Genomic DNA, 15,011 nt, shown 5'->3' on the forward strand with positions numbered 1-15,011 from the left:
GATTAATTTTTACTGATGGTATTCAGTTTGATTTTGGGAAAGTCCACCGGGACATCCAGCGCGACATTGATATAGTTGGTGTACAGGTTGAGGGCAATATGTGCCATGATTTCTACGACATGTTCATCGTCATAGCCATGTGATCGCAATGTTTCCACGTCATCTTTGCTGATTTGCGCACGCTGGCTGACTACTTTCAAGACAAATTTCAATACGGCATCAGTTTTCGCATCATGCGAATTGCCAGCCTGGGCTGCCGTCATTTCTGCACTGCTGGCACCCGCTTTTTGTCCAAGAACTGTATGTGCCGCGAGGCAGTATTCACACTGATTTTGGTTTGCGATTGCCACTGCAATTTGTTCTCCCAGTTTTACCGGGATGACACCCTTACCCAGGGCCGCAAATGCAGACCACATGCTATCGAGGGCGGCGGTGGAGTTGGCAACAGCGCGAAACATATTTGGTGTGGCACCAAAAGCAGTATTGATGTCATTCAAAATGGCATGACGGGTACCAGAAGTTTCTTTGAGATTGATGAGTTGAACATGGGACATGGTGATTCCTTTCGGAGTTGACTTACTGATTGATTTTGCCTGGCAGGCTTAAATTGCCTGAGGCGACTTTGAAAACATTGGTGACGCAGAGCAGTGGCGCATGGACACTGGCATTGACACGCAGGGCCGCAGTGACGCCATCGAAACCGGCAGATTGAATGCTGGCAATATCATCAAACGGCACGCGCACTTCCAGCGTCTTGCCTTTGAATATGGGGCTCCAGCCCGGGCTGTCTATAAGTATTGGCAAGCCTGGCCAGGTTTTGGGCAGGCGGGGTTTGCTACCCTCGGGAATATCAACTACCTTCAACGCATCTTTGCCACAAGCCTGGTCGGGCTGCAAGACTACCCAGTGCGAGTGCCAGACATCGCCATCATTATTGGGGTTGCCATCGCCATTTTCATCAAACAGCGGGGTGTCGTCAAAGTCAGGATGAGAGGTAACGACAAAAGCCAGGATGCCGCTTTTGGGCTCGAAACCCACTACGGATGGGTCCAGCGTAGTTGGCCAGACATAAGAGAAAACAGAGCTGCCCGCCAGCTTGCCTGATTTGGCAGGCCTGGTCTTGCCAGCCTTGCCAGAGACAGCAATATGAAAAATTGCCACATTAGCTTCAGTGGTAATCTTGGTATGGAAAATATCAAAGTCAGGTTTGATCTTGCTGCTGGCTTCAGTTTGTATGCCACCATGATGTGCGTGATCATGCGCTGCTGCCCAGTGCGTTGTGCTGGCCATGGTCAGGCTGAGACCAAAACCAAGACTGAGGCAGAGTTTTTTGTATCTGTGTTTCATGTTTATCTTTCAAATGTCATATGACGGTTCTGTTTTTTGCCACGCATTGCCAGGCGAATTTCTGATGCGTGTACTGCTCATATCCGATGCAAGAACCACAGCATCAAATTATATAAATAGGAATCCTAATTATATAGGGTAAAAAAATAGGCAATCTGCCTTAGCTCACTCATTTCAGCTGTTCGATTCTCACTTATTCATTCTTATTTCATTTCTATCTTTTTCCAGTTGCTGCGAATGATGTTACTTGCTGTTTGTTGATGTTCAGGACAATCGAGGCGTAATTGCTCTTTGCGTAAAGGGGCATCTACCAGGGCGCAGTGGTGGGGCGCCAACAAATCGTCGTGCCTGTCTGGCATGAAGTGGGCACATGTGACGCAGGCGCGTATATCAGGGAAATGCTCGGCTTGCTGCAATTTGCCTATCAGGTTCAACAGACTGGTAAAAGTTTGCTCTTGTGCTGCAGGTGACAATTGCGCGATAGCCTCGCTGGCAAACCCGGTTGCACCAGATATTTTTTTGACCAGGGTATGGCCGTCAGCAGTAAGTCTCAAAGCGATGGCCCGGCCATCGTCTGATGCACGGGTCTTTTCTACCAGCCCCTTGGCAGTCAATGAACTGACAGAATCACTGGCACTGGCGGTGCTGACGCCCAATTGCTCGGCTATCCATGACAGCCTGACAGCATCCTTGCGTGCCGCCAGCATATCTATGATATCGACTTGGGTGGGATTCAAACCTTCAGAAGTAGCGAATTGCCAGGTGCCAGAGCGCAAGACGCCTGCAATTCTGGCGATAGCATCGAGTATGCGTTCACTGGTTGCTGGAGTTTCTTCCCATGGATGCTTGGCTGGCTTTTTCATGCAAGTATTATGGCGCAAGAAAATGAATATGTAAAGGAGTCCTAATTAAATTGTTTGTGCTTTGATTTATCTGGATTTGCCTGCGTCTATAAAGCGGGTTTTGCCAGAGCCATCATAAACGGGTAAGGCTGATGCTCAAATCAGGTGTTGAAGGTAGAGACACTTAATTTTTCTTCTGGGATGTTAATCCACTGGATGCAGGCGTGTTTCAGCTTTTCTGGATTGCCGTTGGTGTAAGCATTAATGCGGGGAATATCGCTGTTGCTGGTTTTCAGATCGCGCTCAATGAGCAAACGTTGTATTTGGGATGCAACGGCTTTTCCTGTATCAATGAGTTTGATGGGTTCACCTTCCGGAATATGCGCAGATATGAGTTCCTGTATGAGCTTGGCTACAAAAGGATAATGGGTGCAGCCTAGTACCAATGTATCTATTTTTGCGGCTAGCAAAGGGTTCAGATATTTTTCCAGTAAGAGCCTGGTCTGCTCTGCATTTGCTTCGGCTTTTTCTATTTGATCGACCAGGCCTACGCAGGCTTGTGGAATAAATTCCACTCCGGTCTCCGTACTTAACTTTGTGCTTAAGCGCTGATACTTTTCGCTTTGTAATGTAGAGAGGGTAGCCAGTACGCCGACTTTTTTTGTTTTGCTGAGCAGGCTTGCCGGTTTCAAACCCGGTTCCATACCAACAATGATGAGGTCTGGATAATGCAGTCGCAGATGTTTGATTGCCGCAGCAGTAGCTGTATTGCAGGCAACTACCAGGACCTTGATTTTTTTGCTCAACAAAAAATCTGCGACGGCGATACTGCGTTCCAGAATTTCTGCACTGGTTTTGTCACCATAAGGTGCAAAACCTGAATCTGCCACATACAGCAATGCTTCATGTGGCAGAGTTTGGCGTATATGCTGCAATACTGACAGACCACCAAGACCAGAATCAAATACTCCAATTGGAGCGGAGCGTGCAAATTCCTTTGATGCCATTGGGGTATTAATTCCTGTTTCTGTCAGTAAAATTCAGCAATAGTCAGGATGCGATCAGGATGCGCTGACAGGAATAATACCTATCTTCGCCTGCCATTCTTTGGGGCCGGTATTGTGTACCGATGTACCACTGGAATCAACCGCCACCGTGACTGGCATATCGACGACATCAAACTCATAAATCGCTTCCATACCGAGATCAGCAAAACCAACGACCGTAGCTGATTTGATGGCCTTGGAAACCAGGTAAGCTGCGCCGCCTACAGCCATCAAGTATGCAGACTGGTGTTTGCGTATGGATTCTATGGCGACTGGGCCGCGTTCTGCCTTGCCTATCATCGAGATCAGGCCGGTTTTTTCTAGCATCATGTCGGTAAATTTATCCATGCGGGTAGCGGTAGTCGGGCCAGCCGGGCCAACTGCTTCATCACGCACAGGATCAACCGGGCCTACGTAGTAAATCACGCGGTTGGTGAAATCGACCGGCAATGACTCGCCCTTGGCCAGCATGTCCTGAATGCGTTTGTGGGCTGCATCACGGCCAGTCAGCATTTTGCCATTTAAGAGCAAGGTCTGGCCCGGCTTCCAGGACGCGACTTCTTCCTTGGTCAGGGTGTTCAGATCGATGCGCTTGGATTTTTCTGTGTCGGGTGCCCAGCTTACATCTGGCCAGTCAGACAGTTTTGGTGGTTCTATATAGCTGGGGCCAGAACCATCGAGCACAAAATGCGCATGACGGGTCGCCGCGCAATTAGGGATCATGGCAACAGGCTTGGATGCCGCATGGGTAGGGTACATATTGATCTTGACGTCGAGTACTGTCGTCAAGCCACCCAGACCTTGTGCGCCTATCCCCAGTGCATTGATCTTGTCGCACAGTTCTATGCGCAATTCTTCAGTCTTGTTTTGCGGACCGCGTTGCTTGAGTTCATACATGTCGATGTCATCCATCAGGGATTCTTTCGCCATCAGCATGGCTTTTTCTGCAGTACCGCCTATACCTATGCCCAGCATGCCTGGTGGGCACCAGCCAGCGCCCATGGTCGGTACGGTTTTCATGACCCAGTCTATCAAAGAGTCAGAAGGGTTCAACATGACGAACTTGGTTTTATTCTCGGAACCGCCGCCCTTGGCCGCCACTTTGACATCGACTGTATCGCCAGGCACCAGCTCCATGTGCACTACAGCAGGAGTGTTGTCCTTGGTGTTTTTACGCTCGAAGTGAGGGTCGGCAACGATAGAAGCGCGCAGTTTATTGTCGGGGTCGTTATAGCCGCGACGCACACCTTCATTGACTGCATCAATGATCGAGCCGCTAAAGCCTTCAAAGCGCACGCCCATGCCTATCTTCAGGAATACATTGACGATACCTGTGTCCTGGCAAATCGGACGGCGGCCTTCGGCGCACATGCGCGAGTTGGTCAGGATTTGTGCAATCGCATCTTTTGCTGCCGGGCTTTGCTCGGTTTCATAAGCGCGTGCCAGATGGGCGATATAGTCGGCTGGATGATAGTAACTGATGTATTGCAGTGCGGCGGCTACTGACTCGATCAGATCGTCTTGCTTGATGACTGTCATGATTTGGCTCTTGGCTAGGTAATAAAACTAAATGGTAAAAAGATAAATGGTCTGTTCAAATTAATGGTCGTTGGCAGATTGTGCAGTCTTGGTCATGATTTGATCGCAATAGGCAATCGCCAAGGCGGACGCTAAAAAGACGATATGTATGCAAGTCTGTGCAATGATGGTACCTGCATCATAGTTACCTGCGTTGATGAAGGTCTTGAGCAAATGTATCGATGAAATGCCGATGATCGCCATAGCCAGCTTGACCTTGAGGACTGATGCATTGACATGCGAGAGCCATTCAGGCTGGTCAGGGTGGCCATCAAGCCCGAGGCGTGACACAAAAGTTTCGTAACCGCCAATGATGACCATGATGAGCAGGTTGGAAATCATGACGACGTCTATCAGGCCCAGCACAACCAGCATGATGGTGGTTTCCGTCAGTTTTGTTGGTCTGACGGCACCTGTAGAAACTGCATCAATGATGTGCTTCAGGGCTGCTTCGTTGCCCATTGCCGCACCTATCAAATCTGTCAGCTCCACCCAGAAGTGAAATACATAAACGCATTGCGCAAGTATTAAACCGAGATAAAGTGGTAATTGCAGCCAGCGGCTAAAGAAGATCAGGCTGGCAAGGGGTGATAGTTTGGCTGAAGAAACGGGTTTGGTCATGTCGGCAATCGTTGATGAAAGGGTGGTTTTTAACGCAAGCCCATATTTTACATGGGCGAGGCCTGCTCGTGTAGGTGAGACAGATACCTAGGTATGTAGTGGTGATGCAATGGTATCTTTGTGGTATCATTTTATCAAAGTGCAACCGTAAGGCTTGAGTAAGTCTCCAAGTTTAAGGTTTGCCCTGAGTTTGACTGTCAGAGACAGGCATGATGCTGGTTTTTGATGGGACTGTAAGAGACATGGTGAAGGCCAGGTACTTTGTCCATGTACGACAGAAGCGACGATTTCAATCAAACGATAACAAGCTGGAGATAACATGTCTGACCACAATACTGCGCAAACAGAAGCCAAAACAGAATCCCGCATTTTTTATCCTCCTGCCGCATTTGCTGCCAATGCTGCCATCCCCAGCATGGAGGCCTACCAAGCCTTGTGCAATGAGGCAGAGCAGGACTATGAAGGTTTTTGGGCGCGCCTGGCCCGTGAAAACCTGCATTGGCATAAAGATTTCAGCACGGCGCTGGATGAGTCTACTGCTCCTCTATATAAATGGTTTGAAGATGGTTTGCTAAATGTCTCTTACAACTGTCTGGATGTAAATCTGCAAAAAGGCAATGGTGATAAAGTCGCCGTGATATTTGAGGCAGACGGTGGTGAAGTCACCAAAGTGACTTATCAGGAATTGCATGCAAAAGTCTGTCAGTTTGCCAATGGTCTGAAATCTCTCGGCATCAGCAAAGGGGATCGCGTAGTTATTTACATGCCCATGTCGGTTGAGGGTGTAGTGGCCATGCAGGCTTGCGCACGTATAGGCGCAACACATTCTGTGGTGTTCGGTGGTTTCTCGGCAAAATCTTTGCAGGAACGTATTGTTGATGTGGGCGCGGTAGCCGTCATCACTGCAGACGAGCAGGTCCGTGGTGGCAAGCATCTGCCTTTGAAAAATATCGTGGATGAAGCCCTGGCCCTGGGGGATTGTGACAAAGTAAAAAGTGTCATTATCTATAAACGCACTGGCGGCAATATCAATCTCACAGTCGGTCGTGATATCTGGCTGCATGAGCTGGTTGCGACACAGTCGGCAGAGTGTGAGCCTGAGTGGGTTAGTGCTGAACATCCTTTATTTATCCTGTATACGTCTGGCTCTACCGGCAAACCAAAAGGCGTGCAGCATTCCTCGGGTGGTTATTTGTTGTGGGCCATTTTGACGATGAAATGGACGTTTGATATTAAACCGGCAGACGTGTTCTGGTGTACCGCTGACATAGGCTGGGTGACTGGCCACACTTATATTACTTACGGTCCATTAGCAGTTGGTGCAACAGAGATTGTCTTTGAAGGTGTGCCAACTTTCCCGAATGCGGGACGTTTCTGGAGCATGATAGAAAAACACAAGGCTACTATTTTCTATACTGCGCCAACAGCGATACGTTCGCTCATCAAGGCGGCAGATGGTGATGCCAATATTCATCCCAATAAATTTGATTTATCCTCATTGCGCCTGCTGGGTTCTGTGGGTGAGCCTATCAATCCTGAAGCCTGGATGTGGTACTACAATAATATCGGCCGTGGCAATTGCCCAGTGGTAGATACTTTCTGGCAGACAGAAACTGGCGGTCATATGATGACGCCTTTGCCAGGAGCGACACCACTGGTACCGGGCTCTTGCACTCTCCCTCTGCCAGGTATTATGGCGGCCATAGTAGATGAGACTGGACATGATTTGCCAAATGGTCAGGGCGGTATTCTGGTAGTGAAGCGCCCATGGCCTTCCATGATACGCACTATCTGGGGTGATCCTGAGCGTTTCAAGAAGAGTTATTTCCCGGATGAGTTTGGCGGTAGAGTCTATTTGGCAGGTGACGGTGCAATCCGCAACAAGGACACCGGCTATTTCACGATTACTGGTCGTATCGATGACGTATTGAACGTGTCTGGTCATCGTATGGGTACCATGGAAATTGAATCAGCTTTGGTTGCCAACCCGTTGGTGGCGGAGGCTGCTGTAGTTGGCAAGCCGGACGAGACCACGGGTGAGGCAATTTGTGCTTTTGTTGTGCTGAAAGGCGCGCGCCCGACTGGTGATGATGCCAAAAAAATCGCGACTGAATTGCGTAACTGGGTTGCCAAAGAAATTGGACCCATTGCCAAGCCAAAAGAAATCCGTTTCGGTGACAATTTGCCGAAAACGCGCTCAGGTAAAATCATGCGCCGTTTGTTGCGCGTATTGGCAAAAGGTGAAGAAATCACCCAGGACGTTTCTACGCTGGAAAATCCAGCTATCCTGGAGCAACTGAAACAAGCCCAGTAAGCCCAGTAAGCTGGCTCAACATCATCTTGTCATAAACAAAAATGGCGCTGCAAATTTGCAGCGCCATTTTTGTTATCGTGTTTTGTTAGCGGTTGGTGCGCGACATGTGCACCAGGCGTTCAAACAAATGCACGTCTTGCTCGTTCTTTAGCAAGGCACCATGCAGGGGAGGGACGATAGCCTTATTATCCTTGCTGCGCATGGCTTCAACAGGTATGTCTTCTGCCAGCAAGAGTTTCAGCCAGTCTATGAATTCTGAGGTGGAAGGTTTTTTCTTGAGGCCGGCGACGTCGCGGATTTCATAAAAGGTTTGCAAAGCCTGTGCCAATAGATCGGACTTTAGCTTGGGAAAATGCACATCCACGATCTTTTGCATCGTTTCCTTGTCAGGGAATTTGATGTAATGAAAAAAACAGCGACGCAGGAAAGCATCAGGTAACTCTTTTTCATTGTTTGAAGTGATGATCACCAGGGGCCTGTGTATGGCGCGTACCATTTCACGGGTTTCATAGACATAGAATTCCATGCGATCAAGTTCTCGCAGCAAATCATTAGGGAATTCTATGTCGGCCTTATCGATTTCATCGATGAGTAAAACCACTGGTTCATCTGCGGTAAAGGCTTGCCACAATACACCTTTGATGATGTAGTTATGAATGTCTTTAACCCGCTCATCTCCTAGCTGGGAGTCGCGCAGGCGCGATACTGCATCATATTCATACAAGCCTTGCTGTGCCTTGGTCGTGGACTTGATATGCCATTGCATCAAAGGCATGTTCAGGGCAGCGGCGACTTCTTCTGCCAGCATGGTTTTTCCTGTGCCTGGCTCACCTTTGATCAATAAGGGGCGTTGCAAACTCAGGGCGGCGTTAACTGCCAGTTTCAAATCATCGGTGGCGACATAATTGTCAGCGCCATCAAAACGTAAGGTGCTTGGAGCTTGTGTCATGGATATAAACTCGACATGGTAGGTTGCTTGAGGATGTAAGGAGTATAAGCGAGAATTTGCCCTCTTGTGAACGGCTGTTCTTTTTTCTACGCAGCTAGTGAAGATGACTGATAAATTTTTCTTTTACAATTGCGAAAGTGCAGCTTTTTTGTCTTGTTCGCAGAGGCTAACCCCAGGTTTTTTACGCAAATTTGATTGTAATCAGCTAAAATGCTGAGTTATATCAAAACACTGTATTTATTGATCTGCCTGCTAATTAATAATCGCTAATATGAAAAAATTGTTTGCACTACTCGCTATGGCGAGTCTCGCTCAAGCTGCTACGGCAGCAGATCCGGTTGGCAATCCTAAAGATGCCGCAGATAAGAAAATAGCCATGTGTATCGGTTGCCATGGTATCCCTGGCTACAAGGCGACTTTTCCTGAAGTGTACCAAGTGCCTATGATAGGCGGGCAGTCAGCAAAATATATAGAAAATGCACTGAAAGCCTATCAAAAAGGTGATCGCAAGCATCCATCCATGCGTGGTATAGCCGGTAGCCTGACTGAGCAAGACATTGCAGATCTGGCAGCATATTACTCTCAACAAAAATAAGAATAGGATAGGATCATGAAGAAAACCCTGTTGATGGCAACTTTGTTGTCTACCCTGTCTTTTGCTGCCTACGCTGGCGGCGATATTGAAGCAGGCAAAGAAGCTGCAAAAAAATTCAATTGCGCGTCTTGTCATGGCGAAAGCTACTCCAAGCCTATCGATCCAAGTTATCCTAAACTGGCGGGTCAGCATGCTGATTATCTTGCGCAGGCTTTGCGTGCTTACCAGCGCGGTGGCGATGCAGCAAATGGGCGCTCCAACCCAACCATGGCAACTCAAGCCAAAGCTTTGTCAAATAAGGATATACAAAACATTGCTGCGTATTTGCATAGTTTGCCTAGCGAGCTGACACTGAAAAAATAAGTAGTACTCTTAGTAGCACTATTATTTATTCGCAAAGCCACGATGATTCGTGGCTTTTTTACATCTTGTCACCCAATCATCTTTTCACTCTTTGCATTGGTGGTGTTTTTGTCTATACTCCACTGATCTGCTTGGAGCTCGATGTAACCGAATGCAATGGGCGAAAAAAAACCGACCTCAAGGTCGGTTTTTCTTAAGTAATTAAAAATTACTTGGAAGCAGATGCGGAAGCTGCTGCTGGAGCGGAAGCTGCTGCAGATGCTGCAGGAGCTGCGCCAGATGCTGCTGCTGCGTCAGATGCTGCTGCTGGTGCAGGAGCTGCTGCTGGAGCTTCTACTGCTGGAGCAGATGCTGGAGCTGGAGCTGCTACGGATGCTGCTGCAGATGCGGATGCTTCTGGAGCTTTTTTCTCGCCGCAAGCAGCCAGAGTCAATGCCAACAGGGAAACGAGCAAGAGTGATTTTTTCATGTTTGTACTTTCAATAAATAGATCAAAAAAGAAGATCAAAACTTTGCGATGAATAATTACCGGTAATTATCGCTCTATAGGTTAATTCGCGAGCTTCTCGCCAAAACGACATTCGGCCCCTACGAAAGTTTCCTAACCCGGGATTATAATGATTTTTCCATTATTGGAATAGGCATAGATGCATTTTTGCACTCAAATCAGTCATTATTTAGAGGTAAGACGCTATATTTAATAGGTATTTCCGGCTTTTTATTGAAAATGACCTGTTCGCTGAAAGAAAATTTCCTTTCATATTCCAGAATGATGACGCATTGCAGCATCGTTCAGCGTATTTCCAGCCAGCCGTCTTCATACCAAAGGCAAAAAGTTTCTAACGCATCTGCGGAAATTTTTCCCAGATCCTCACCGCCCAGTTCTCTTTGATTTGCCAATTTATTCAGGCAAATCTTGTCTTCTTTGCCAACTGCGAATGATTCGCCGTTGATGAATACATGTTTTCCTTTATACAACATTACGGATTTACGTGACAGTTTTAAGCCATTCTTTAGGGCTGTTTGATGGAAGCGTTTGGGCGTCAGCGGTTTTTCTGGTCCATTGAAAAAGACGCTGGGCTTGGGTTCAGTCAGGTGCTCGCCCAAAAAGATGAGTACATCATCATCCGTGAACTGAATCTTGGCAATCTCTGCTGCAACCTGATCCAGCATGTCGTCGCCTATCTCTGCTGGTTTCGTACTGAGTTTTAAATCAGGATCTGCATATCTTCCTGGCAAGTCTATTGAGTCCGACATGAAATGCAGGAAGGATTCCCCCAGTTCTTGATACGACGGTGCACGGAAACCAATGGAATAGGTCATGCATTCGCCTATGGCGACGCCATCATGGGCATATTTTGGGGGCAAGTAGAGCATATCACCGGGTTCCAGGACGAATTCTTGCTCAGCCTTGAAGTTGCTCAAAATCTTGAGTGGCATGCCATCAATCAGCGTCAAGTCTTTTTGCGCACCTATACGCCACTTGCGCTGGCCATGTGCCTGCAGCAGGAATACATCATAGGAATCAAAATGGGGGCCAACACCGCCACCATCGGCTGCAAAGCTGATCATCAGATCATCGAGGCGACTGTCAGGTATAAAGCGGAATTGCCTCAGCAGGGCGTCGGCCTTGTCATCATGCAAATTAACGCCTTGCACCAGCAAGGTCCAATCTTTCTTTTCTTTGACTGGCAGGCTGGCTTGCGGCCCTGCCTTCATTTCCCAGTGCTTATTGAAGAAGCTGATGAGCCTGGATTCGACATCTTCACGGGCAGCCATGTCAAACAGATCAGCTTTGGGGATAAGTGGCTGGAAGTCAGTGATGGCCTGGCGTATCAATAAAGGCTTCTTGTGCCAGTATTCGCTGAGAAATTCGTCTGCTGTAATGCCGCCCAGCAGGGGCAGGGGAGTAGTATTTTTTTTCATGCCCGCATTATAGGCCGAGCTAAAGGACTCGACTAGACGGGTATAATCTCAGGGCAAATAAATTTTTAAGGAATTGCTATGAAGATAGGCAAAAATTCAGTTGTTACTGCAGTCTATACCTTGAAAGACGCACAAGACAATCTGATAGAAGAAGGTCAGGAGCCTATGGTTTACCTGCATGGCGGGTACGACAATGTGTTTCCTAAAATAGAAGAAACACTGGAAGGCAAGGAAAAGGGGTTTAGTACCGTCATCCACCTCAATCCAGAAGATGCCTTCGGTGATTACAATGCCGAGCTGGTGAAAGTGGAGCCACGTGAGCGTTTCCCTTCACCGTTGGAGGTCGGCATGCAATTTGAAGGCATGCCAGAAGAATCCGATGAAGATGCGGATGAAGACAATGCCCATATTTTTACCGTCACAGACATCGCCGACGATAAAGTCGTGCTTGACGGTAATCACCCTCTGGCAGGTATAGCCTTGCGCTTTAGCCTGACGGTAGAAGATGTACGCGCAGCGTCTGATGAAGAAATCGCTCATGGTCATGTGCACGGTGCGCATGGCCACCAGCATGACGAAGATGATGAGGACGATGAAGGCATGGGCGACGAATATCGCAGCCATCCTTTGCACTAAATTAAAAAAAATGCCGCTGAATATTTTCAGCGGCATTTTTCATTTGAAGGGACTTGTTTGTATCAGACCTGCTTTGCCAGGTTCTTTAATTCATACAAGGCAGCCAGTGCCTCTCTTGGCGTCATGCTGTCAGGATCCATGGTGTCAAGCGTATCCATCAGCTCAGCATTGAAGGGGGCTGACTCTACAACCTCTACTTCAGGCGCACCAGCCGGGGAAGAGAATAAATCAAACTGCGGCGTCGATTGCAGCGACTGCGCTTCCAGATCGGCCAGGTGCTTGCGGGCGGAGCGGATAACGGCCTGCGGTATACCCGCCAGTTGTGCCACCTGCAAACCATAACTCTGTGAAGCCGGGCCAGCCTGTACCGCATGCAGGAAGACAATGTTTTCCTTATGTTCCACTGCTGACAAGTGCACGTTTTCTGCCGATGGATGGACATCCGGCAACTGTGTCAGTTCAAAATAATGCGTGGCAAACAGGGTGTAGCTCTTGGATACCTGTATCAGGTGCTTGGCAATTGCCCAGGCCAGGGCCAGGCCATCAAAGGTCGATGTGCCGCGGCCCACTTCATCCATCAATACCAGCGAGTGTTCAGTAGCCCCATTCAAGATAGCGGCAGATTCTGTCATTTCGACCATGAAGGTAGAACGCCCACCTGCCAGGTCATCTGCCGCACCTATGCGCGTGAAGATGCGGTCTATCGGGCCTATTGTCACTTCGGTGGCAGGTACATAACTTCCCACATAAGCCAGCAGGGTGATCAGGGCAACCTGGCGCATGAAGGTCGATTTACCACCCATGTTAGGGCCGGTGATCAGCAATAACTTACGCTCGGCAGAAAAATCGCAATCATTGGCGATAAAGCGTTCTATCTGGTTTTCGACTACAGGGTGGCGACCCTGGACGATATGCAGGGTAGGTTCATCCACCAATTGCGGCGCGCACCAGCTATTCTTGGTGGCATGCTCGGCCAGGCTGACCAGGGTATCAAGCTGGGCAATCGCATTTGCTACTCTTTGCAGCAATGGCACTTGTGGTAGCAAGTCTTGCAGCAGGCGCTCATACAGCATTTTTTCGCGTACCAGGGCGCGTTCCTGGGCTGACAAGGCCTTGTCTTCAAAAGCTTTCAATTCTGGCGTGATATAGCGCTCAGCATTTTTCAGGGTCTGGCGACGGCGATAATTGTCCGGCACTTTATCGCTTTGCCCGTTCGTGACTTCAATATAAAAACCATGCACACGGTTATATTCAACCCGCAGATTGGCAATGCCAGTGCGTTCACGTTCAGATACTTCCAGATCGATCAGGAACTGCCCGGCGTTTTCTGACAAGGCACGCAACTCATCTAATTCGGCATCAAAACCAGTCGCAATCACGCCGCCGTCACGTACCATGGTCGCTGGTTGCAACATCAGGCCACGTTCCAGTAAATCCAGGCATTCAGTAGGTGTATCCAGATCAGACAAGACCTTGGTTAGCAGGCTGGTTTGATTATCAGCGATACACAGGCTGACATAATTGCGCAGGCCAGGCAGGTTTTGCATGCCATCACGCAGCGCAGACAAATCACGCGGGCGCGCCGATTGCAGTGCGATACGTGTAGTGATGCGTTCTATGTCAGGGATGGCCTTTAAAGTGGTCGCCAGGCCATCGGTGGAATCAGCCTGTATCAGCGCCTTGATAGCATCATGGCGCGCCCTGGCAACCGCCTGATCGCGGCGCGCATGGTGCAGCCAGTGACGCAGCAGGCGTGAACCCATGGCGGTGCGACAATGATCAAGCAAAGAAAACAGGGTGGGGGATTCTTGCCCGCGCAAGGTCTCGGTCAATTCCAGATTTCGACGTGTAGCAGTGTCCAGGCCTATGAACTCATGTTCGCTCTCGACATTGAGGGTATTGACGTGCTTGAGACCGCGGCCTTGCGTGCTTTCGGCATAGCGCAGCAAAGCGCCAGCTGCGCCTAGCGCAGCACTCAGGTTCTCTACCCCAAAGCCTGTCAATGAAGCTGTGCCCAGTTGATCCTGCAAAGCTTTTTGCCCTTGCTTGACATCAAAATGCCAGTCGGGCAACTCAGAGAATTTACCAGGGAGTTGAGCATAATGCTCATCCAGCAAAAGCGTGCCAGCAGACAGCAGTACTTCAGCCGGGCTGATGCGCTCCAGCTCTTGTTGCAGGCGTTGCGGCAGGGATTTCTCATCCGTGGATACTTCCATCAGCTTTAGCGCGCCACTAGCCAGTGACAACCATGCCAGACCTATGCTGACAGTTTTTCTTTGCTGCAGCATGCACAGTGACAGCAATGGTCGGTCAGATTTTTCTGGCAGCAAGTCAGTGTCAGTCAGCGTGCCTGGCGTGATCACGCGCATGACTTTACGTTCTACCGGGCCTTTGCTGGTGGCCGGGTCGCCTATCTGTTCGCAGATGGCTGCTGATTCACCTATCTTGACCAGCTTGGCCAGATAGGGTTCTAGTGAATGAAACGGCACGCCTGCCATCTTGATGGGTTCACCACCAGAACTGCCGCGCTGGGTCAGGGTGATGCCTAACAGACGCGAGACTTTTTCAGCATCGCCAAAAAACAGTTCATAAAAATCGCCCATGCGATAAAACACCAGGGTTTCTGGATAGTCTGCTTTTATTCGCAGATACTGGGTCATCATGGGAGTGTGCTGAGTTTCTTTTGCTGTCATAAGGCTTTGATTTTATTCGTTTTATTTTCTTGATTATGCTTGTTGATGATCTGGCCTTGATATCCAGTCAGCTCAAATTTGGTGCGCACCATATCATAGAC

At 48.8% G+C, this 15,011-nt stretch carries 14 protein-coding genes; 5 read left to right on the forward strand and 9 right to left on the reverse strand.

What is annotated here, in order from left to right:
* Positions 1–2: 2 nt before the first annotated feature.
* From ACO0LF_RS04230 to ACO0LF_RS04255, 6 genes are all read right to left on the reverse strand, one after another.
* The gene (locus ACO0LF_RS04230) at positions 3–554 is read right to left on the reverse strand and encodes a carboxymuconolactone decarboxylase family protein (RefSeq protein ID WP_423012195.1); all 552 of its coding nucleotides are present in this window, start codon (positions 552–554) and stop codon (positions 3–5) included.
* Positions 555–576: 22 nt separating this feature from the next.
* A complete protein-coding gene (locus ACO0LF_RS04235) occupies positions 577–1,347 on the reverse strand; it encodes a hypothetical protein (RefSeq protein WP_423012197.1) in 771 nt (256 codons plus the stop codon).
* A gap of 203 nt (positions 1,348–1,550) precedes the next feature.
* A complete protein-coding gene (locus ACO0LF_RS04240) occupies positions 1,551–2,210 on the reverse strand; it encodes a MarR family winged helix-turn-helix transcriptional regulator (protein WP_423012199.1) in 660 nt (219 codons plus the stop codon).
* 140 nt (positions 2,211–2,350) lie between these two features.
* A complete protein-coding gene (gene murI, locus ACO0LF_RS04245; protein WP_423012201.1) occupies positions 2,351–3,196 on the reverse strand; it encodes a glutamate racemase in 846 nt (281 codons plus the stop codon).
* A 54-nt stretch (positions 3,197–3,250) separates the two neighbouring features.
* Entirely contained in the window at positions 3,251–4,774 is a 1,524-nt protein-coding gene (locus tag ACO0LF_RS04250; protein ID WP_423012203.1) for a fumarate hydratase, read from the reverse strand.
* Between the two features lie 60 nt (positions 4,775–4,834).
* Positions 4,835–5,434, reverse strand: a complete 600-nt coding sequence (locus tag ACO0LF_RS04255; RefSeq protein ID WP_423012205.1) for a YqhA family protein — start codon at positions 5,432–5,434, stop codon at positions 4,835–4,837.
* Between the two features lie 319 nt (positions 5,435–5,753).
* On the opposite strand from ACO0LF_RS04255, the gene acs reads away from it, so the two are divergent.
* Complete coding sequence (gene acs / locus ACO0LF_RS04260; protein ID WP_423012207.1) at positions 5,754–7,748, forward strand: acetate--CoA ligase; 1,995 nt, start codon at positions 5,754–5,756, stop codon at positions 7,746–7,748.
* Between the two features lie 85 nt (positions 7,749–7,833).
* Here acs and ACO0LF_RS04265 read toward each other — a convergent pair whose 3' ends face one another.
* A complete protein-coding gene (locus ACO0LF_RS04265; protein WP_423012209.1) occupies positions 7,834–8,697 on the reverse strand; it encodes an AAA family ATPase in 864 nt (287 codons plus the stop codon).
* Positions 8,698–8,968: 271 nt separating this feature from the next.
* Between ACO0LF_RS04265 and ACO0LF_RS04270 the strand changes: the two genes are divergently transcribed.
* The 3 genes from ACO0LF_RS04270 (at position 8,969) to ACO0LF_RS04280 (ending at position 10,141) form a co-directional block, all read left to right on the forward strand.
* Positions 8,969–9,292, forward strand: a complete 324-nt coding sequence (locus tag ACO0LF_RS04270; RefSeq protein WP_423012211.1) for a c-type cytochrome — start codon at positions 8,969–8,971, stop codon at positions 9,290–9,292.
* A gap of 15 nt (positions 9,293–9,307) precedes the next feature.
* The gene (locus tag ACO0LF_RS04275) at positions 9,308–9,655 is read left to right on the forward strand and encodes a c-type cytochrome (RefSeq protein ID WP_423012213.1); all 348 of its coding nucleotides are present in this window, start codon (positions 9,308–9,310) and stop codon (positions 9,653–9,655) included.
* Positions 9,656–9,877: 222 nt separating this feature from the next.
* Complete coding sequence (locus ACO0LF_RS04280) at positions 9,878–10,141, forward strand: hypothetical protein (protein ID WP_423012215.1); 264 nt, start codon at positions 9,878–9,880, stop codon at positions 10,139–10,141.
* Positions 10,142–10,447: 306 nt separating this feature from the next.
* Here the strand turns inward: ACO0LF_RS04280 and ACO0LF_RS04285 are convergent, their stop codons facing one another.
* The gene (locus tag ACO0LF_RS04285; RefSeq protein ID WP_423012217.1) at positions 10,448–11,581 is read right to left on the reverse strand and encodes a JmjC domain-containing protein; all 1,134 of its coding nucleotides are present in this window, start codon (positions 11,579–11,581) and stop codon (positions 10,448–10,450) included.
* A gap of 78 nt (positions 11,582–11,659) precedes the next feature.
* Between ACO0LF_RS04285 and ACO0LF_RS04290 the strand changes: the two genes are divergently transcribed.
* Positions 11,660–12,217 carry an FKBP-type peptidyl-prolyl cis-trans isomerase gene (locus ACO0LF_RS04290; protein ID WP_423012219.1) on the forward strand — a complete coding sequence of 186 codons (558 nt, stop codon included), beginning with the start codon at positions 11,660–11,662 and terminating at the stop codon, positions 12,215–12,217.
* A 62-nt stretch (positions 12,218–12,279) separates the two neighbouring features.
* On the opposite strand, the gene mutS is transcribed toward ACO0LF_RS04290, so the two are convergent.
* Positions 12,280–14,910 carry a DNA mismatch repair protein MutS gene (gene mutS / locus ACO0LF_RS04295; RefSeq protein ID WP_423012221.1) on the reverse strand — a complete coding sequence of 877 codons (2,631 nt, stop codon included), beginning with the start codon at positions 14,908–14,910 and terminating at the stop codon, positions 12,280–12,282.
* Positions 14,911–15,011 lie beyond the last annotated feature (101 nt).

Source organism: Undibacterium sp. Di27W, assembly GCF_049340345.1.
In the GTDB taxonomy this organism is placed as follows: Bacteria; Pseudomonadota; Gammaproteobacteria; order Burkholderiales; family Burkholderiaceae_D; genus Undibacterium.